This is a genomic window from Methylobacterium radiodurans (assembly GCF_003173735.1).
Taxonomy (GTDB): domain Bacteria; phylum Pseudomonadota; class Alphaproteobacteria; order Rhizobiales; family Beijerinckiaceae; genus Methylobacterium; species Methylobacterium radiodurans.
Map to the genome: position 1 here is coordinate 3,197,715 of NZ_CP029551.1, position 16,876 is coordinate 3,214,590.

A 16,876-nucleotide genomic window follows, 5' to 3' on the forward strand; every position below is an offset into this window, starting at 1 on the left:
GAGCTGAGCGCATGGCGGAGAGCGTGACGAAGGTGCAGGCGGTGACGCAGGCGGCCCTGCGCGGCTTCCAGGACGCGGACGAGGTGCTGCCGCCCTACCACATCGAGGCGCAGACCTCGCTGACGGAGCGGCCGCTCCGCTCCCTCAAGTTCGGCGAATCCTTCGCGGTGCTCGACGCCTACGGCGATATCGGCATGCAGCCCGGCCCCGAGGGCGTGTACTTCCAGGACACCCGCTACCTGTCGCGTCTGGAGCTGACGATCGAGGACCAGCGCCCGCTGATGCTGTCCTCGGTGATGCAGGACGACAACGGCGCGCTCAGCGTCGACATGACGACGCCCGACATCCGCCTCGACGGGCAGGACGAGATCACGATCCCCCGGGAGGTGATCGCGATCGAGCGCACCAAGTTCCTGTTCCGCGGCGCCTGCTACGACCGGATCGGCCTGCGCTCCTACGATTCGCGCCACCGCACCCTGAAGATCGCGGTGGCGTTCGACGCCGATTACCGCGACCTGTTCGAGGTGCGCGGCACCGACCGGCAAAAGCGCGGCAAGCGCGCCGTGCAGGTGGCGAGCGGCACGGAGGTACAGTTCCGCTACGTCGGCCTCGACGAGATCGTGCGCACCACCTCCCTGCATTTCGGCCCGGAGCCGAAGAGCCTGGAGCCGGGCCGCGCCGTGTTCGAGGTGTCGCTGCCGCCGGGCGGGCGCTGCTCGCTCTTCGTGCGCGTGGTGTTCGAGGCGCACAAGGCCTTCACCAGCGCGCCCGCGGCCGATCAGGTCGGCGAGGACGCCGCCGCCAAGCTGTCGCTGGCGGCCGGCAGCAGCCACGCCAAGCCGCCGAAGGGCCTCTCCGAGGGCACGATCTTCGCCCGCGCCTACCGGGACACGCGGCGCGACCAGCGGGCGCTGACGGCGGGCATCACCACGATCATCTCCTCGAACGACCAGTTCAACGAGGGCGCCTGCCGGGCGACCGCCGACCTCTACATGCTGGCGAGCCGCACCCCGGAGGGCATCTACCCCTTCGCGGGCATCCCCTGGTACTCCACGGTGTTCGGGCGCGACGGCATCATCACGGCGATGATGGCGCTGTGGATCGACCCGAACTTCGCCAAGGGCGTGCTCGGATACCTCGCGGCAACGCAGGCCAAGGCTGTCGACCCCGCCGCCGACGCCCAGCCCGGCAAGGTGCTGCACGAGACGCGGCGCGGCGAGATGGCGATGCTCGGCGAGGTGCCGTTCCGGCACTATTACGGCACGATCGACGGCACGCCGCTCTTCGTGATGCTGGCCTGGGAGTATTATTCGGTCACCGGCGACCGCGAGACCATCGCGAAGGTCTGGCCGGCGCTCGAACTCGCCCTCGCCTGGATGAACACCTACGGCGACCGGGACGGCGACGGCTTCGTCGAGTACGCCCGCGACACCGACAAGGGCCTTGAGAACCAGGGCTGGAAGGACAGCCACGACTCGATCTTCCACACGGATGGGCATCTGGCCAAGGGCCCGATCGCGCTCTGCGAGGTGCAGGGCTACGTCTACGCCGCCAAGAACGGCATGGCGAAGCTGGCCGCGATGCTGGGCCACGACGACTTGGCCCAGACGCTGACGGAAGAGGCGCGCTCCTTGCGCGAAAAGTTCGACGCGGCGTTCTGGAACGAGGAGATCGGCACCTACGCGCTGGCGCTGGACGGCGAGAAGCGGCAATGCGCGGTGCGCTCGTCGAATGCCGGCCACGCGCTCTTCACCGGCATCGCGCTCCCGGAGCGCGCGGCGCGGGTCGCCGAGAACCTGCTCTCAAAGGACGGCTTCAACGGCTGGGGCGTGCGCACGATCGCCCGCGGCGAGGCGCGCTACAACCCGATGTCCTACCACAACGGCTCGATCTGGCCGCACGACAACGCGATGATCGCGATGGGGCTCGCCCGCTACGACCTGAAGCCGGAGGCGGCGCGCATCTTCCAGGGCATGTTCGAGACCTCGCTCTACCAGGATGCCAAGCGCCTGCCGGAGCTGTTCTGCGGCTTCATGCGCCGCCGCCAGCGCGGTCCGGTCTCCTACCCGGTGGCCTGCAGCCCGCAGGCCTGGGCGGCGGCCGCGCCCTTCGCGTTCCTGGCCGCCTGCCTCGGGATGGAGCTCGACCACGGGCGCAACCGCGTGCGCTTCCGCAACCCGATCCTGCCGCCCTTCCTCGACGGGATCTCGATCTTCAACCTGAAGCTCGGGGCGAGCCGCCTCGACCTGCGCCTGCAGCGGCACGAGAACGACGTGACCGTCAGCGTGCTGCGCCGGACGGGCGACGCGCAGGTGGCGATGGTGAAGTGAGGTCGGCGCCCTGGCCGACCTCCAGCATCACGCCGGCGAAGTCGCCGTGCTGCCAGACCCGCCGCACCCGGAAGGGGTGCTCGAACCGGGCGACCTGCAGCCGGAACGTCTCGGCGAGCGAGTGGCGGCGGGCGATCGACAGCCGCGCGCCGCCCGTCGAGATGTCGCGGATCACGCAGACCTGCACGGTGCCGTCCGGCAGCAGGGCCGAGGCCGGGATCAACGCCGGGACGCGCGGGGCGCCGCGGCGGCCCTGGCCGGCGGGATCGCGCGCGTCTCCGGTCTCGGCGGAACTCATGGACGGCACGTCGGGGGCGGGTCGGCGGCGGCGCTCCGGCCCCGTGCGGAACGCTGGGCTCCACACAGCACGCCGCATGTAAAGCTCGGCTTGCACCGATCGTCGAAACTCGCCCGTATCGGTCCGAAAGGCCGCGCCGTCCCGCGTCCCGGCTGGCGCCGCCGGGCCCGTCTCTCCTAAAGGGGCGGACCACCTGCGGGAAGATCCGATGCCCTCCGACGCCCTCGCCCTCGCCCAGGCCCTGATCCGCTGCCCCTCGGTGACCCCGGAGGAGGGCGGCGCCCTCGCTCTCCTCGCCCGCGTGCTCGGGGAGGCGGGCTTCGCGGTGGAGCGGCCGGTCTTCTCGGAGCCGGGCACCCCGGACATCCAGAACCTCTACGCCCGCCTCGGCACCGAGGCCCCCTGCCTCGTCTTCGCCGGGCACACCGATGTCGTGCCGCCGGGCGACGCGGGCTCCTGGCGGCACGACCCGTTCGGCGGCGCGGTGGCGGACGGGATGCTCTACGGGCGCGGCGCCGCCGACATGAAGGGCGGCATCGCCTGCTGGCTCGCCGCGACGCTGGCCCATCTGCGCGAGCACGGCGCGCCCGCGGGCTCGATCGCCGTCCTGATCACGGGCGACGAGGAGGGGCCGGCGGTCAACGGCACCGTGAAGCTCCTCGACTGGGCGCGAGCGCGCGGCGAGCGCTTCGATCACTGCGTGCTGGGCGAGCCCACGAACCCGTCGGCGCTCGGCGACATGATCAAGATCGGCCGGCGCGGCTCGCTCACCGGCAGGGTCACCGTGCACGGGCGCCAGGGCCACGTCGCCTACCCGCACCGGGCCGAGAACCCGATCCCCGGGATGCTGCGCCTCGCCGCCGCGCTGCTGGCCGAGCCGCTCGACGGGGGCACGGCGCATTTCGACGCCTCGAACCTCGAATTCACCACGCTCGACGTCGGCAACCCGGCCACCAACGTGATCCCGGCCGAGGCGCGGGCCACCTTCAACATCCGCTTCAACGACAGGTGGACGGCCGAGACGCTCGGCGCCGAGATCCGGGCGCGCCTGGAGCGGGCGGCCGGCAACGCGGTCCGCTACAGCCTCGACCTGCTGCCCTCGAACTCACCGGCCTTCCTGACTCGGCCCGACGCCTTCGTGGACCTCGTCTCCGACGCGATCCTGGCCGAGACCGGCCGGCGCCCGGCGCTCTCGACCACGGGGGGCACCTCGGACGCCCGCTTCATCAAGGATGCCTGCCCGGTCATCGAGTTCGGCCTCGTCGGCGAGACCATGCACCAGGTCGACGAGTGCGTGGCGGTGGCCGACTTGGAGCGGCTCACCGCGATCTACCGCCGGGTGCTCGCAGCCTATTTCGCGCGCTGACCGGCCAGCCGCCGGGCCCGCCCGGGAGGGCTCAGCCCGCCGGCGCGTAGCGTCGCACCATCTCGGCGCAGAAGGCGGCGTACTCGGCCGGGTCGAGCGGCGGGCTGGTGTGGTGCGGGCTGATGCCCCGGTGCTCGGGCGTGAAGCAGAAGGTCAGCGTCACGGAGAAGTCGCGCAGGGCCGCCATCTGGCGGTCGAACCAGTCGAGCGCGTTCGGCCGGAAGCTGTCGGCCCAGGAGAGCCCGGTGCGCAGGTGCGTCACGCCGAGGCGCTTCATCCAGTCGACCGCCGCGTCGAGGCGGTGGTCCTCGAAGTGAAACCACTGGCACAGGCCGAGATCGGGCGTGTGCCGGGCGAATTCCTCCAGCGCCAGCTTCGGCGTGCCGTCCTGGCGCAGCAGGCCCATGTGGAAGTGCCGGTAGTAGGAGGAGCCCTCGGCCTCCTTGTGGCGGGTGGTGGCCTCCCATTCCCGCGGCAGGTCGTAGAGGCTGTACCAGTGGATGCGCGGGGCCTGGCCCTTCAGCAGCTCCGCCGTGCGGGCGCAGCCCCAGGCCTGGACCTCCTCGGCACCGAAGCTCGACACGCCGACCTCCGAGACCCAGACGGGGAGCGCGGTTACCGCCCGGATCTCGGCGATCCGCGCGGGCCATTCGTGGATCTGCCAGAGGTTCCAGTCGAGCGGGAAGCCGTGGACCGCGACCGCCTCCAGGTGCTCCAGCACGCCGCGGGACGCCATGTTGCGGATGAAGACCGGATCGATCGGCGAGATGCCGCCGAGCACCCGCGGCAGGGTCGGGTTGACCGCGCGGATCGCGCGGGCCGCCCCCTTCACCATCTCGGCGAAGAGCATCCAGTCGGGGTCGAGCTCCGGGTCCCAGTGCGACTTGTTGTTGGGCTCGTTCCAGAGCATCACGGCTTCGATCATCGGCCCCCCTCGGCAGCGCGTGCCGGATAGACCGCCCCCGGTGCGTAGGGGAGCGGGGCGCTGCGGCAGATATAGACCTCGGCCTCGGGCCGGCTCTCGATGCGGAACCCTGAGGCCCGCAGCATCGCCTCGATGCCGGCGCGGTTGGGGATCCACCAGTTCGTCCAGTCGTGCGCGTATTCGCGCTCGACGAAGTGCAGCCGCGGGTAACCGGGCCGCTCGAACTGGTCCATCTCCCAGAAGTCGTAATCCTCCGCCAGCGGCTCGACCGCGGGCGAGCCGCGCAGCATCGACTGGAACACGAAGAGGTCGGCCGCGACGTGCTCGCGGATCAGGTCGAGGGCCAGCAGCGGGTGGCGCAGGTGGTAGAGCACCCCCATGAACAGCACCACGTCGAAGCGCTCGGCCAGCGCCCCGACATCGTAGACGGAGAGGATACGGAACTCGACGTCGAGCCCGAGGCGCGCGGCGGCGAAGCGGCCTTGCGCGAGGTAATGCTCGTCGGAATCGAGCCCGAGCACGCGGGCGGCGCCGCGCCGCTTCATCTCCAGGCTGTAGAAGCCGCCGTTGCAGCCGATGTCGAGCACGCTGCGGCCGGTGAGGTCCTGCGGGATCGCGTGCGCGAAGCGGGCCCACTTCACCGCCGGGTAGTCGCCGAGGAAGTGGTCGGGCGCGGTCGCGACGCCGTCGATCGCGATGTTGTGGAACCAGGGCGCGAGCGCCGCTATCTCGCGGGCGAGGGCGGATCGGTCGTCCTGCGGGCCCGAGGCGACTGCGCTCATGCGGGGCTCCGTTCGTTCCAGGCGACGAGCCGGCCGCCGCCGGGCCAGAGCGCGAATTCGCAGAGTCCAGCCGGCGACAGGGCGAGGCTGTCGTAGGCGTCGAGCCCGAGTCCGAGCAGCGCGAGCCCGGCGATCCGGATCGGCTCGGCATGGCTCACCAGGATCACGGGCGGCCCATCATGGCGGAAGCGGTCGAGCAGGGCGCCCATCCGGGCGGCGATCTCGGCGGCGCTCTCGCCCTCGGGCGGGCGGGCGCTGCCGCGGGCGGCGTTCCAGTGCCCCCAGCCGGGTTCGCCGTGCAGCTCGGCCAGCGGGCGGCCGGTCCAGGCGCCGACATCGACCTCGTGCAGGGCCTCCTCGGTCTCGACCCCGAGCCCCAGCGCCTCCGCAACGGCCGCGGCCGTCTCCTGGGCGCGCTCCAGCGGGCTCGCGAGGAGGCGGGGGCGATCCGCCCCGTCGAGGCGGGCGGTGATCAGGCGCGCGGCGGTCCGGGCCTCGGCGAGGCCGGTCGCGCTGAGGCGGACGCCGGGCATGCGGCCGCACAGGATCCGGTCGAGCCGGTCGTGGCTGCCGTGCCGGAGAAGGAAGATCTGCCTCATGCGGCGGTCCGGGCGGTGCGGCGGCAGCGCTCATCGGTCGGGCTCTCCCCCCGATGAAGGCCACGCGCTTTCCCTCCCCCCTCTGCGGGGGAGGGTACCCTGCGAAGCAGGGGGGGAGAGGGGAACCCGGCTTCCGAAGAGGGCGGAGCAGGCGTGAAGGCCAAAGCTCCATTCTGCCCCGTCGCACCCCTCACCCGACCCCTGCTGACGCAGGGGCCACCCTCCCCCGCAGAGGGGGGAGGGAGGATCACGCGGGCGGCAGTCGATGGGCCCGCTCTCATCACCCCTCCTGCCCGGCGGCGAAGCGCAGCGTCCGCGCCCGCGCCTCGGCGTCGGTGAACTGCTCGGGCGGCGCCTTCATGAAGTAGCTCGATGGGCCCACCAGCGGCCCGCCGACGCCTCGGTCGAGGGCGAGGCGGGCGCAGCGCACGGCGTCGATGACGACGCCGGCCGAGTTCGGCGAGTCCCAGACCTCCAGCTTCAGCTCGATGTTCAGCGGCACGCCGCCGAAGCCCGAGCCCTCCAGCCGGATCTGCGCCCATTTCCGGTCGGCGAGCCAGGGCACGTGGTCGCTCGGGCCCACATGGATGTTCTCGGCCGGCATCGGGGCGCCGAGCTGGCTCGTCACCGCGCGGGTCTTCGAGAGCTTCTTCGATTCGAGCCGCTCGCGCTCCAGCATGTTCAGGAAGTCGGCGTTGCCGCCGAAATTGAGCTGGTAGGTCCGGTCGAGCCGCACGCCGCGCTCGCGGAGCAGGTTGGCCAGAACCCGGTGCACGATGGTGGCGCCGACCTGGCTCTTGATGTCGTCGCCGACGATCGGCAGTCCCGCCGCACGGAAGCGGGCCGCCCATTCGGGATGGGAGGCGATGAAGACCGGGATGCAGTTGACGAAGGCGCAGCCGGCAGCCAGCGCCGCCTCCGCGTAGTGCTCGGTCGCCGCCTGCGAGCCCACCGGCAGGTAGGAGACCAGCACCTCGGTGCCGGTGCGCCGGAGTTCCTCGGCGACATCGACCGGGGGCTCGGGCGCCTCCGGCACGATCCCTTCGAGGTAGCGGCCGATCCCGTCGAAGGTCGGCCCGCGCCGCACGGTGACGCCGGTCTCGGGGACCTCGCAGAAGCGGTGGGTGTTGTTCGGCTCGGCCAGGATCGCCGCGGCGAGGTCGCGCCCGACCTTGCGGGCCGAGACGTCGAAGGCCGCGACCACCGCGATGTCGCCGACCCGGTAGCCGCCAAGATCCGGGCTCATCAGCCCCGGCACGTCGTCCCCCGGCCCGGCATCGCGGTAGTGCCGCAGACCCTGCACTAGGGCGGAGGCGCAGTTGCCGACCCCGACGATCCCGACCCGTATGGGCGCGCGTGCCATGATGCTCACACGGCCGCCGCGGCGAGCGGCTCGGGCCGGGCCCGCTCGCGGGGCGCGACCTCACGGGCGAACCAAGCGATCGTGGCCTCCAGCCCCTGCTCCAGCGCGACCCGCGGCGCCCAGCCCAGCAGGCGCTCGGCGCGGCCGATGTCCGGGCGGCGGCGCTGGGGGTCGTCCACCGGCAGGGGCCGGCGCACGATCGCGGAGGGCGAGCCGGTCATGCGCAGCACCAGGTCGACCAGCTCGGCCACCGTCATCTCGCGGGGATTGCCGAGGTTGACCGGGCCGTCCGGCGTCTCGGCCCGCGCCATCAGCCGCATCAGCCCGTCCACGAGGTCGCTGACGTAGCAGAAGGAGCGGGTCTGCCGCCCGTCGCCGTAGACGGTGATGTCGTCGCCCGCGAGCGCCTGGCAGATCACGTTCGAGACCACGCGCCCGTCGTCGGCCCGCATGCGCGGTCCGTAGGTGTTGAAGATGCGGGCCACCCGCACGTCGAGGCCGTGGCAGCGGGCGTAGTCGAAGGTCAGGGTCTCGGCGGCGCGCTTGCCCTCGTCGTAGCAGGCGCGCGGGCCCGTCGGGTTGACGTTGCCCCAGTAGGATTCCTCCTGCGGGTGCCGCTCGGGATCGCCGTAGACTTCCGAGGTCGAGGCCTGCAGGAAGCGCGCGCCGCAGACGCGGGCGTGCTCCAAGAGGCGGCTCGTGCCCATCACGCTCGTCATCATCGTGTGGAGCGGGTCGGCCTGGTAGTGCGGCGGCGAGGCCGCGCAGGCGAGGTTGAAGACCTGTCCCACCCGCGGCAGGGGCGGCAGCAGCCCGGTGACGTCCGCCTCGATCAGGTCGAGGCGCGGCTCGCGGGCGAGATGGGCGAGGTTCTGGCGCCGCCCCGTGCGGAAGCTGTCGAGGCAGGTCACCCGCGCGCCCTCCGAGAGCAGCGCGTCGATCAGGTGCGAGCCAATGAAGCCGGCACCGCCCGCCACCAGCACGTGCCCGCCCGCCTCCGCGCCATACCGTTCGTGCATGTTCACGCTCCTCAACCGGGGACGAATGCGAGATCGGCCGTGCGGCCGCGCGGCCGTGCGCGGCACGCTTCCAGGTGGTCTTCGAGCTCCCGCGCCCGGCAGGCGGCGCTGTGGCGGGCGAGCACGCGGGCGCGGGCGGCATCGGCCTGGGCGGTCCGCTCCGCCTCCGGCCGCGCCCGCAGGATCTCCAGGACGGCCTCGGGGCCGTCCGGCGTCAGGATCTCGTGGCCCGGCTCCAGCACGTCGGCGAGGCCGTCCCAGCGGTCGCTGATCAGCGGCGTCCCGCAGGCGGCGGCCTCGAACAGGCGCACGCTCGGGCTCCAGCCGGCCCGCACCATGTCGGCGCGGGTGACGTTCAGGGTGTAGCGGCTCGCCGCGTAGAAGGCCGGGTGGTCGCCGGGTGCGAGGTGCTCGATGCGCGCGACGTTGTCGGGCCAGACGAGGTCGGCCGGGTATTGCGGGCCGGCCACCGCGAAGCGGAGGTCCGGCGCGCGGAGCGCCGGCTCGAGCAGCAGGCGCTCCAGCGCCGGCTGCCGGTCGGGGCTGTAGGTGCCGAGATAGCTGAGATCGTAGCGCGCGGCCCCGCCGAGCGCCGGATAGGCCTCCGGATCGACCGAGCAGTAGAGCGCGCGGGCGGCGGGCGAGCCGTAGTCCCGCTCCAGCCGCGCCAGGGTTGGGCCGCCCGTGAAGGAGAGGTAGAGGTCGTAGAGCGCGATCTGCCGAGGGTCGAGATAGGCGCAGGTGCCGGCCTCGAGGGCTGCCAGCGTCACCGGCGTGTCGATGTCGTAGAAGGCGCGGGCGCCTCGCGCCCAGGCGAGCACCCGGTCTCCCACCGCGATCCCGTCCGGCACGTAGGAGCCGACGATGACCGCATCGGCCGCCACGATCGCCGCGCGGTAGCGCCCGAGGGCGTCGAGGTCGGCGTAGAGTTCGAGCCGGCAGAAATCCGGTTCGGCCAAGTCGCGGTGGGCGGCGTACCAGGGCACGTCGCGCTCCAGGAACAGCACCTCGTGGCCGCGCGCCGCGAAGGCCTTCAGGAGGGCACGGTAGGTGGTGGAGTGGCCGTTGCCCCAGGAGGAGGTGAGGCTGAGGCCCAGGACGACGAGCCTCATGCGGTGCTCCGCTCAAGGACGAGGACGCCGCGCTCCGCCTTCTCGGCCGCCGCCTCGCGCAGGATCCGGTCCACCTCCACGCCGCGCAGCGCGTAGGTGTGCCGGTCGAGAACGCGGGCACGGGCGGCCTCGCCGATGGCGCGGGCGCGCTCGGGCGTCAGCGCCGCGACGTGGTCGGCGACGTCCCGGCCGTCGCGGGCGACAAGCACCTCGGCGTCCGGCTTCAGGAAGAGGTCGAGCCCCTCCCAGGCGTCGGTGATCAGGCAGGCGCCCGCGCCCGCCGCCTCGAAGACCCGGGTGGCGGGCGAGAAGCCCACCGCCGCCATGCTGTCGCGGGCGATGTTGAGCACCGCGCGCGGGCTGGTGTTGAAGGCGTTGTGGTCGCGCGTGCCGACATGGCCGACGTGGCGGACGTTCGGGGGCAGGCCGCGCGTCTCCCAGCCGCTGCCGCCGAGCAGGAAGGCGCGCTCTGGCAATCGTGCGGCGGCGACCAGGAAGAAGCGCTCCACCCGCGCCTCGCGATCGGGCAGGCGGTTGCCGAGGAAGGCGAGGTCGGCCGCGAAACGGGGATCGGGCGGGACCGGATGATGCGTCGCCGGGTCGAGGGCGTTGTAGACCGGAATGCACGCGCGCGCGCCGAAGCCCTCGTAGGCGGCGATCACCGGGGGACCGCCGCCGTAGGTCAGCACCCGGTCGAGCTGGGACAGGGCCCGGTGCAGGACGTGGCCCGGATCGGCGCGCATCTCGGCGAGCGTCGCCGGGGCGTCGACGTCCCAGAAGATGCGCAGCGCGCCCGGGTTCGCGGCCGCCAGGATCCCGTCGAGCAGCTCGTCGTCGAACACGCCGACGCCGCTCGCCTTGACCACCACGTCGGCCGCCGCCGCCGCGGCGACCACCCGCGCCAAGCCCTCCCCGGTCGCCGGGTAGACCACGACCTCGGCGTAGTCCGGCGGGTCGATGTCGCGGTGGCTCTGCCGGTCGAAGGCGTCGGGCTCGTAGAAGGTGATGCGGTGGCCGTGGCCCGCCAGGGCCGAGAGGATGCCGCGGTAGTAGGTCGCCGCGCCGTTCCAGTAGGCCGAGAGCAGGCTGGAGCCGTAGAAGGCGATTCTCACGCGGTGGCCTCCAGGGATCGGGGGGCGGGGGCGCGCAGGCCGTCCACGAGGGCGAGCAGTTCCTCGGCCCGGTGGCGGCAGGTGTGGCGGGCCCGGATCGTGGCGAGGCCGCGGGCGGCGAGCGCCGCGCGCAGGTCCGCGTCCGCCCGCAGGTCCCGCAGGTGGCGCGTCATCTCGGAACGGTCGCGGGCCACGAGGTAGTCGGCGCCGGGCGTGAACAGCCCCTCGGCGTCGCTCCAGGGGGCCGAGGCCAGCGGGATGCCGCAGGCCAGCGCCTCGAAGACCCGGATCGTCGGGATGCCGGGCAGGTGCTCGACGTAGAAGCGGCGCGGCACGTGCACGGTCGCCAGATGCCGGGCGAAGATCCCGGGGGCGGCGGCGTTCGGGGCCCAGCCGTGGTAGCGGGCACCGCGGGCGCGGAGCGTCGCCAGCGCGGTCTCGGGGTAGCGCACGCCGTAGACGTCGAGGGCTAGGCCGGCCTCGCGCGCGGGGCCGAACAGGAAGGCGTCGAGTTCCTCTGTGCGCTCGCCGTCGCCCCAGTTGCCGATCCAGACGAGGCCGTCCTGCCGGCCTTCCCGCGCACTCTCCCCGGCGGGTGGGCGGAACAGCCGGGTGTCGGCGGCCTCGTGCCAGACGAAGGCGCGGGCCCCCCAGCCCTGGCCGCGATAGACCTCCGCCAGGGTCTCGCCGAAGGCCAGCACGCCGTCGTAGCCCGAGAGATCGAAGCGGCGCATCTCGTGCGGAGCGCTCACCGCACGGTGATGGGTGTCGTGGAACAGCAGCGTGAAGCGGGCGCCCGCCGCCCGCGCCCGGCCGAGAGCGGCGACGAGGGCCGGCTCGTTCCACTCGTGGACGATGACGAGGTCGGCCTCGGCCGCGCGCGCGACCACGGGTTCGACGGCGCCGTAGCGGGCGGAGGCGAGGTCCGGATAGGCCGCCCGGTAGGCGTCGAGGCCCGCCGGGCCATGATCGGCCAGGAGGTTCGCCAAGCTCCAGGCGCCCTCGGGCTCGTAGGCCTCGACCGCGTGGCCGAGGGCGATCAGCTCGCGCAGGACGCCGCGCAGGAAATGGGCGTTGCCGTGGTTCCAGCAGGATTCGAGCGAGTGGGTGAAGTAGGCGATCCTCATGCGGCGCCCCCGCGTTCGAGGATCCGCACCACACCCATCCGCGCTCTACCTTCCCCTGCAGAGGGCGCAGGAAGGGCGTCGTGGTCAGCGGAAGCCAGCAAATCGCGGAACACCGCCAGCACGCCGTCCGCCATCGCGGCGACGCCGTAGCGGGCGGCGCGCGCGCAGGCGGCCTCGCACAAAGCGGCGCGGCGGGCGGGGTCGGCCATCAGGTCCGCGACGGCCGCGGCCGCGGCGGCATCGTCCTCCGCCTCCACGAAGAGCGCGGCGCCGTCCCAGAGTTCGCGAAAGCTCGGGATGTCGGAGAGGACGAGGGCGCAAGACGCGCACGCCGCCTCCAGCACCGCGAGGCCGAAGGGCTCGTAGCGGGCGAGCGAGACGAACACCGGCCGCACGGCGAGCTGCGCGTCGATGCCGGCCTCGTCCAGCCGTCCGAGCAGGCGCAGATGGGCGGGATCGATCCGCTCGCCGTTCGGCCCCTCGACAGGGCCGGCGGCAAGGACCGGGCAGGGGAGCCGGGCGGCCATTCGGTCGAGCGTGGCGGCGTTCTTGGCCCCGTCCCAGAGCCGGCCGGCGGTGAAGGCGTGGCCGGCCGGCCCTCCCTGCGGCACGGCATCCGGTCGGTCGCGCCCGTTGCGCACCACGCGGGGCGCGCGGGCGAGGCCGTAGGCGCGGGCAGTCGCTGCCGCGAAGGCCTCGGTGGGGGCGAGCAGCGCGTCGGCGGCGCGGCAGCCCTCGGCAGCGAGATGCGCCCGCCAGGAGAGGTCGGCGGGCATCGGTCCGGCACCGCAGGCCTCCCACCACGTCGCGACACAGGAATGGCAGACCGCCACCACCGGCACGGGGAAGCCGGCGAGCGCGAGCGCCGGGGCGTGCAGGTGGACGAGGTCGGCGCCGAGCTCGCGCGCGAGCCGGGCGAGGGCGGCGGCGGCCCCGCGGACCTCCTCCGGCCGCCCGGCCGTCCAGTCGAGGGGCAGACCGGTCGGGAGGATCCGGGCGCCGGTGGCGGCCGCGGCCGCGGCGGCGCGCTCCGGCTCGGGCACGGGCCCCAGCACCGCGACGGTGACGGCGAGCCCGCGCTGCGTCAGCGCGCCCGCGAGGTCCATGCTGTAGGGCCAGACGCCGCCGAGCGCGTCGGCGCTCATCAGGATGTGGGGGCGGGCGTGGCGGGCGTTTACCGGCATCCGCAGGCCGCCTCCAGCTCGCGCAAGGGCAGGGGGCGCTCCTCCTGGATGTCGCTGAAACGCTCGAACTGGCCGAGATAATGGGCGTGCGCCCGCTCCCAGGCCTCGTCGTCGGGCTCGCCCCAGAGGCGGCGGTAGTCGGGGGAGCTCGGATAGGGGTAGAGCGGCACGGGATCGTTCGCCCAGACGCCCTGGGCGCGCAGGCGCTCGCGCCACGCGGCCACCATCCCGGGATCGTCGCCCGCCACCGCGATCAGGTTCGCCTGCACGAAGGGCACGGTCTTGCGCGCCCGGATCAGGCGCTCGGCGAGGTCGTCGGTCGAGGCGCGGCAGCGCTTGTCCAGCGCCGCGCGGCCCTTCTCCGTCAGGCTCTCCACGCCGGCCTCGATCGAGACGCAGCCCGCCGCGCCCAGCCGGTCCAGCATGTCGGGCTTCCAGAGGTCGATCCGTGTCTGGATGCCGAAGCGGATGTCGCGGGCGGCGAGCGCGTCGAGGAGGGGCGCCTGCGGCAGGAAGATCTCGTCGACGAAGTAGAGATAGGTCACGCCCTGGGCGATCAACCCGTCGATCTCGTCGAGCAGGATCCCGAGGTCGCGCCTGCGATACGCGTCGCGGAAATCGATCTTCGCGCAGAAGCTGCAGGTGTAGGGGCAGCCGCGCGAGGCCTCGACCTCGGCGCCCGGCCCGTCCGGCTCTCCGTCGAAGCGGTGGTGGTGGTGCCGGTGGCGGGCGATCCAGGCATCGGGCCAGCGGAGCGCCGGCAGGTCGGTGAAGCGGCTCGCGTGCGGGCCGCCGGTCACCGCAGACGTGCCGTCGGCCCGCCGATAGGCGAGGGCGGGTACCCGGGCGAGGTCGTCCGTGCCGGCCAGCAGCGGCAGGATCTCCTCGCACTCGCCGCGCACCACGGCGTCGCAGCCGAGCTTCTCCAGCGCCGGGCGCGGCGTCGCCGAGCCGTGCGGCCCGACCGCCACCGTGCGCCCGCCCGCCGTGCCGAGGGCGTCCAGGAAGGCGCGGGGCACGCGCAGCTCCGGCGGGGCGCAGCGCCAGAACAGGTAGGTCGGCGCGGTCGCCACCACCGTCATGCCGGGGCCGAAGGCCGCGACCCGCCGGGCGGCCTCCTCGGCGGAGAGCCCTTCGAGATGCGCGTCGACGGTCAGCGTGTCGTGCCCGGCGGACGCCAGGAGCGCCGCGCCGTAGCCGAGTTCGAGCGGCAGATGGGGCTCGCGGCAGCCGAAATAGATGCTGTTGCGGTAGTCCCAGGGCGGGTTGACGAGGGCGACTCTCATTCGGCCGCCCCCGCGAAATCCACCTTGGCCGGAGCCGGCGTGGCGGGTCGCGTCTCGCGGAGCCAGCCGTAGAGGTCGGCCACGCCCTCGCGCCAGGGCGTGGGAGCGGGCAGGTCGAGAGCCGCCCGCAGGCGCGTGGTGTCGGAGACGTAGTAGCGCTGGTCGCCGGGGCGCCAGTCGCGGAAGGCCCGCGCGACCGGGCGCCCGGTCAGGCGCTCGACATGGTCGAGGAAGGCCAGCAGGCTCACCGCGTTGGCCGGCCCGCCGCCGAGGTTGAACGCCCGGCCGGCCACCGCGTCGATCCGCCGGAGCGCGGCGCAGTAGGCGTTCACCGCGTCCCGCACGTGCAGCACGTCGCGGATCTGGCGCCCGTCGCCGTAGATCGTGACCGGCCGGCCTTCGAGAGCCCGGATCAGGAAGTGGGCGACCCAGCCCTGGTCCTCGGTGCCCATCTGGCGCGGGCCGTAGATGCAGCTCATCCGCAGCACCGCCGCCGGGACGCGGTAGGAGCGGGCGTAGTCGAGCACGTACTGGTCGGCCGCGCCCTTGGAGCAGCCGTAGGGGGTGTAGAAGTCGAGCGGCCGGTCCTCGCCGACGCCGCGCGCGCGCACGGATTCGTCCTCCGGCAGGTAGCGGTCGCCCTCCTCCCGCAGGGCGATGTCCGGCAGGGCGCCGTAGACCTTGTTGGTCGAGGCGAAGAGCACGGGCACCGGGCGGGAGAGCGCCCGCACGGCCTCCAGGAGGTTCAGCGTGCCACCGATATTGACCTCCATGTCGGCGCGCGGGTCGGCGAGGCTCGTCGTCACCGCGACCTGGGCGGCGAAGTGGAAGCAGGCGCCCGCCTCGCGCACCGCGCGGGCGAGCTCGCCCGCGTCGCGGATGTCGGCGACGATCGCGGTGATCCGGTCCGGATGGCGCGCCTTCAGCCAAGCGAGGTTCGCCTCGACGCCCGCCCGCGCCAGCGCGTCGTAGACGATGACCGGGCGGCCCTCGCCGGCCAGCCGGTCGGCGAGGTTGGCGCCGACGAAGCCGGCCCCGCCGGTGATCAGGACCGGGCGGTCGCCGCCCGGGTTTGCCGCCCCCGCACTCACGCCACCAGCCCCCGCATCTCCAGCTCGCGCCGCGCCTCGGCGACGCGGTCGATCGCCTGCTGCTCGGCGACCCAGGCGGCGAGTTCGGTGAGCCCCTCGGCGAAGTCCCGGCACGGCGCGTAGCCGAGCTCGTCCCGGATGCGGGAGATGTCGGCGATGCAGTGACGGATGTCGCCGAGCCGGGCCTGACCGGTGATCTCGGGCCCGAGATCCTCGCGGCCCATCGCGGCGGCCAGCAGTTCGGCCACCTCGGTGACGCTGCGGTCCTGCCCGCTGCCGACATTGTAGACCTGACCGGCCGCGGCCGGATGTTCGAGTGCCAGCACGAAGGCCTGGGCCACGTCCTCGACATGGACGAAGTCGCGCCGTTGCGCCCCGTCCTCGAAGACCATCGGGCGCTGGCCGTTGTGGATGCGCGCGGCGAAGATCGCCAGCACGCCCGTATAGGGGTTCGAGAGCGCCTGGCCCGGCCCGTAGGCGTTCCAGAGCCGCAGCGCCACGCCCTCCATGCCGTAGGCCGGCGCGAGGGTGAGCGTCAGGCGCTCCTGCATGTACTTGGTCAGTGCGTAGACCGAGGCGAGGGCGGGGCGTTTGCTCTCCGGCGTCGGCACGGGGCGCATCGGCCGGCCCTCGCCGTCGAGCGGGTCCCAGGGCTCGCCGGGTCGGCGGGGTTTTCGGACGGCGTCCTCGACGGTCCGGCCGTCCTCCGTACGGTACAGCCCCTCGCCGTAGACGCTCATCGAGGAGGCGACGACGACCCGCCGCACCGGCCGCTCGATCAGTCCCTGGAAGAGCTGCGCCGTGCCGCAATCGTTGACCGAGACGTAGCGCTCGACCGCGTACATGCTCTGCCCGACCCCGACCTCGGCGGCGAGGTGGACAACGTGGTCGGCGCCCTCGAGGGCGCGGGCGACCGCCTCCGCGTCGCGCACGTCGCCCGCGACGAACTCGACCTCGGGGGGAAGCACGGTGCCGGAGCCGCTGCCGTGCACCTGCTCGATCAGGCTGTCCAAGACCCGAACCCGGTAGCCGCGCCGAAGCAGGGCGGTCGCGAGATGGCGGCCGATGAAGCCGGCTCCCCCTGTGATCAGGACAAGATCTGCCACGCGCTCCAGCCGCTCCCCATCGTGCAAGGTCGCCTCGACGACGACAATATCCAGGCAAACATTCTGACTTAACATAAGTAAGCCAGGATCATTGTCCGAATAATACGACCTTCGCGAAGCTAATGCTCCTTGCGCAGGCAATCGGGCATGGGGATCTTTGTTCCTGAGCTTCTCAC

General features: G+C 73.2%; 15 protein-coding genes. 2 read left to right on the top strand and 13 right to left on the bottom strand.

All coding sequences use genetic code 11. From position 1 onward, the window contains the following. Positions 1-11 precede the first annotated feature (11 nt). The gene (locus tag DK427_RS14980; RefSeq protein WP_109951961.1) at positions 12-2,330 is read left to right on the top strand and encodes an amylo-alpha-1,6-glucosidase; all 2,319 of its coding nucleotides are present in this window, start codon (positions 12-14) and stop codon (positions 2,328-2,330) included. Here DK427_RS14980 and DK427_RS14985 read toward each other — a convergent pair. Then, a complete protein-coding gene (locus DK427_RS14985) occupies positions 2,281-2,706 on the bottom strand; it encodes a PilZ domain-containing protein (RefSeq protein ID WP_109951962.1) in 426 nt (141 codons plus the stop codon). The genes DK427_RS14980 and DK427_RS14985 overlap by 50 nt on opposite strands. A 130-nt stretch (positions 2,707-2,836) precedes the next feature. On the opposite strand from DK427_RS14985, the gene dapE reads away from it, so the two are divergent. Further along, positions 2,837-3,994 carry a succinyl-diaminopimelate desuccinylase gene (gene dapE / locus DK427_RS14990; RefSeq protein WP_109951963.1) on the top strand — a complete coding sequence of 386 codons (1,158 nt, stop codon included), beginning with the start codon at positions 2,837-2,839 and terminating at the stop codon, positions 3,992-3,994. 31 nt (positions 3,995-4,025) lie between these two features. Here dapE and DK427_RS14995 read toward each other — a convergent pair whose 3' ends face one another. From DK427_RS14995 to DK427_RS15055, 12 genes are all read right to left on the bottom strand, one after another. Then, on the bottom strand, positions 4,026-4,919 hold the full coding sequence (locus DK427_RS14995) for a glycoside hydrolase 5 family protein (protein ID WP_109951964.1): 894 nt from the start codon (positions 4,917-4,919) through the stop codon (positions 4,026-4,028). After that, a complete protein-coding gene (locus tag DK427_RS15000; protein WP_109951965.1) occupies positions 4,916-5,701 on the bottom strand; it encodes a TIGR04290 family methyltransferase in 786 nt (261 codons plus the stop codon). Before DK427_RS15000 ends, DK427_RS14995 begins: the two co-directional genes overlap by 4 nt. Further along, entirely contained in the window at positions 5,698-6,300 is a 603-nt protein-coding gene (locus tag DK427_RS15005; RefSeq protein WP_109951966.1) for a histidine phosphatase family protein, read from the bottom strand. Before DK427_RS15005 ends, DK427_RS15000 begins: the two co-directional genes overlap by 4 nt. Positions 6,301-6,580: 280 nt before the next feature. Continuing rightward, positions 6,581-7,663, bottom strand: a complete 1,083-nt coding sequence (locus DK427_RS15015; protein WP_109954182.1) for an inositol-3-phosphate synthase — start codon at positions 7,661-7,663, stop codon at positions 6,581-6,583. Positions 7,664-7,668: 5 nt separating this feature from the next. After that, on the bottom strand, positions 7,669-8,682 hold the full coding sequence (locus DK427_RS15020; protein ID WP_109951968.1) for a UDP-glucuronic acid decarboxylase family protein: 1,014 nt from the start codon (positions 8,680-8,682) through the stop codon (positions 7,669-7,671). Between the two features lie 11 nt (positions 8,683-8,693). Then, positions 8,694-9,794, bottom strand: a complete 1,101-nt coding sequence (locus DK427_RS15025) for a CgeB family protein (RefSeq protein WP_109951969.1) — start codon at positions 9,792-9,794, stop codon at positions 8,694-8,696. Then, positions 9,791-10,906, bottom strand: coding sequence for a CgeB family protein (locus DK427_RS15030; protein WP_109951970.1), 1,116 nt, complete (start codon positions 10,904-10,906; stop codon positions 9,791-9,793). The genes DK427_RS15025 and DK427_RS15030 overlap by 4 nt, the downstream gene beginning before the upstream one ends. Then, a complete protein-coding gene (locus DK427_RS15035; RefSeq protein ID WP_109951971.1) occupies positions 10,903-12,033 on the bottom strand; it encodes a CgeB family protein in 1,131 nt (376 codons plus the stop codon). The genes DK427_RS15030 and DK427_RS15035 overlap by 4 nt, the downstream gene beginning before the upstream one ends. Next, positions 12,030-13,217 (bottom strand): glycosyltransferase, encoded by a 1,188-nt coding sequence (locus DK427_RS15040; RefSeq protein WP_109951972.1) that lies wholly within the window; start codon positions 13,215-13,217, stop codon positions 12,030-12,032. The genes DK427_RS15035 and DK427_RS15040 overlap by 4 nt, the downstream gene beginning before the upstream one ends. Continuing rightward, the gene (locus DK427_RS15045; RefSeq protein ID WP_109951973.1) at positions 13,208-14,503 is read right to left on the bottom strand and encodes a TIGR04295 family B12-binding domain-containing radical SAM protein; all 1,296 of its coding nucleotides are present in this window, start codon (positions 14,501-14,503) and stop codon (positions 13,208-13,210) included. The genes DK427_RS15040 and DK427_RS15045 overlap by 10 nt, the downstream gene beginning before the upstream one ends. Next, a complete protein-coding gene (locus DK427_RS15050) occupies positions 14,500-15,594 on the bottom strand; it encodes an NAD-dependent epimerase/dehydratase family protein (RefSeq protein WP_109951974.1) in 1,095 nt (364 codons plus the stop codon). The genes DK427_RS15045 and DK427_RS15050 overlap by 4 nt, the downstream gene beginning before the upstream one ends. Continuing rightward, positions 15,591-16,700 (bottom strand): NAD-dependent epimerase/dehydratase family protein, encoded by a 1,110-nt coding sequence (locus DK427_RS15055; protein WP_109954183.1) that lies wholly within the window; start codon positions 16,698-16,700, stop codon positions 15,591-15,593. The genes DK427_RS15050 and DK427_RS15055 overlap by 4 nt, the downstream gene beginning before the upstream one ends. Between the last annotated feature and the right edge of the window lie 176 nt (positions 16,701-16,876).

Excerpts from the sequence above, each read along its gene's own strand:
- DK427_RS14980 (WP_109951961.1), top strand. The coding sequence starts at position 12 with ATGGCGGAGAGCGTGACGAAGGTGCAGGCGGTGACGCAGGCGGCCCTG.
- DK427_RS14985 (WP_109951962.1), bottom strand. The coding sequence starts at position 2,706 with ATGCGGCGTGCTGTGTGGAGCCCAGCGTTCCGCACGGGGCCGGAGCGC.
- dapE (WP_109951963.1), top strand. The coding sequence starts at position 2,837 with ATGCCCTCCGACGCCCTCGCCCTCGCCCAGGCCCTGATCCGCTGCCCC.
- DK427_RS14995 (WP_109951964.1), bottom strand. The coding sequence starts at position 4,919 with ATGATCGAAGCCGTGATGCTCTGGAACGAGCCCAACAACAAGTCGCAC.
- DK427_RS15000 (WP_109951965.1), bottom strand. The coding sequence starts at position 5,701 with ATGAGCGCAGTCGCCTCGGGCCCGCAGGACGACCGATCCGCCCTCGCC.
- DK427_RS15005 (WP_109951966.1), bottom strand. The coding sequence starts at position 6,300 with ATGAGGCAGATCTTCCTTCTCCGGCACGGCAGCCACGACCGGCTCGAC.
- DK427_RS15015 (WP_109954182.1), bottom strand. The coding sequence starts at position 7,663 with ATGGCACGCGCGCCCATACGGGTCGGGATCGTCGGGGTCGGCAACTGC.
- DK427_RS15020 (WP_109951968.1), bottom strand. The coding sequence starts at position 8,682 with ATGCACGAACGGTATGGCGCGGAGGCGGGCGGGCACGTGCTGGTGGCG.
- DK427_RS15025 (WP_109951969.1), bottom strand. The coding sequence starts at position 9,794 with ATGAGGCTCGTCGTCCTGGGCCTCAGCCTCACCTCCTCCTGGGGCAAC.
- DK427_RS15035 (WP_109951971.1), bottom strand. The coding sequence starts at position 12,033 with ATGAGGATCGCCTACTTCACCCACTCGCTCGAATCCTGCTGGAACCAC.
- DK427_RS15040 (WP_109951972.1), bottom strand. The coding sequence starts at position 13,217 with ATGCCGGTAAACGCCCGCCACGCCCGCCCCCACATCCTGATGAGCGCC.
- DK427_RS15045 (WP_109951973.1), bottom strand. The coding sequence starts at position 14,503 with ATGAGAGTCGCCCTCGTCAACCCGCCCTGGGACTACCGCAACAGCATC.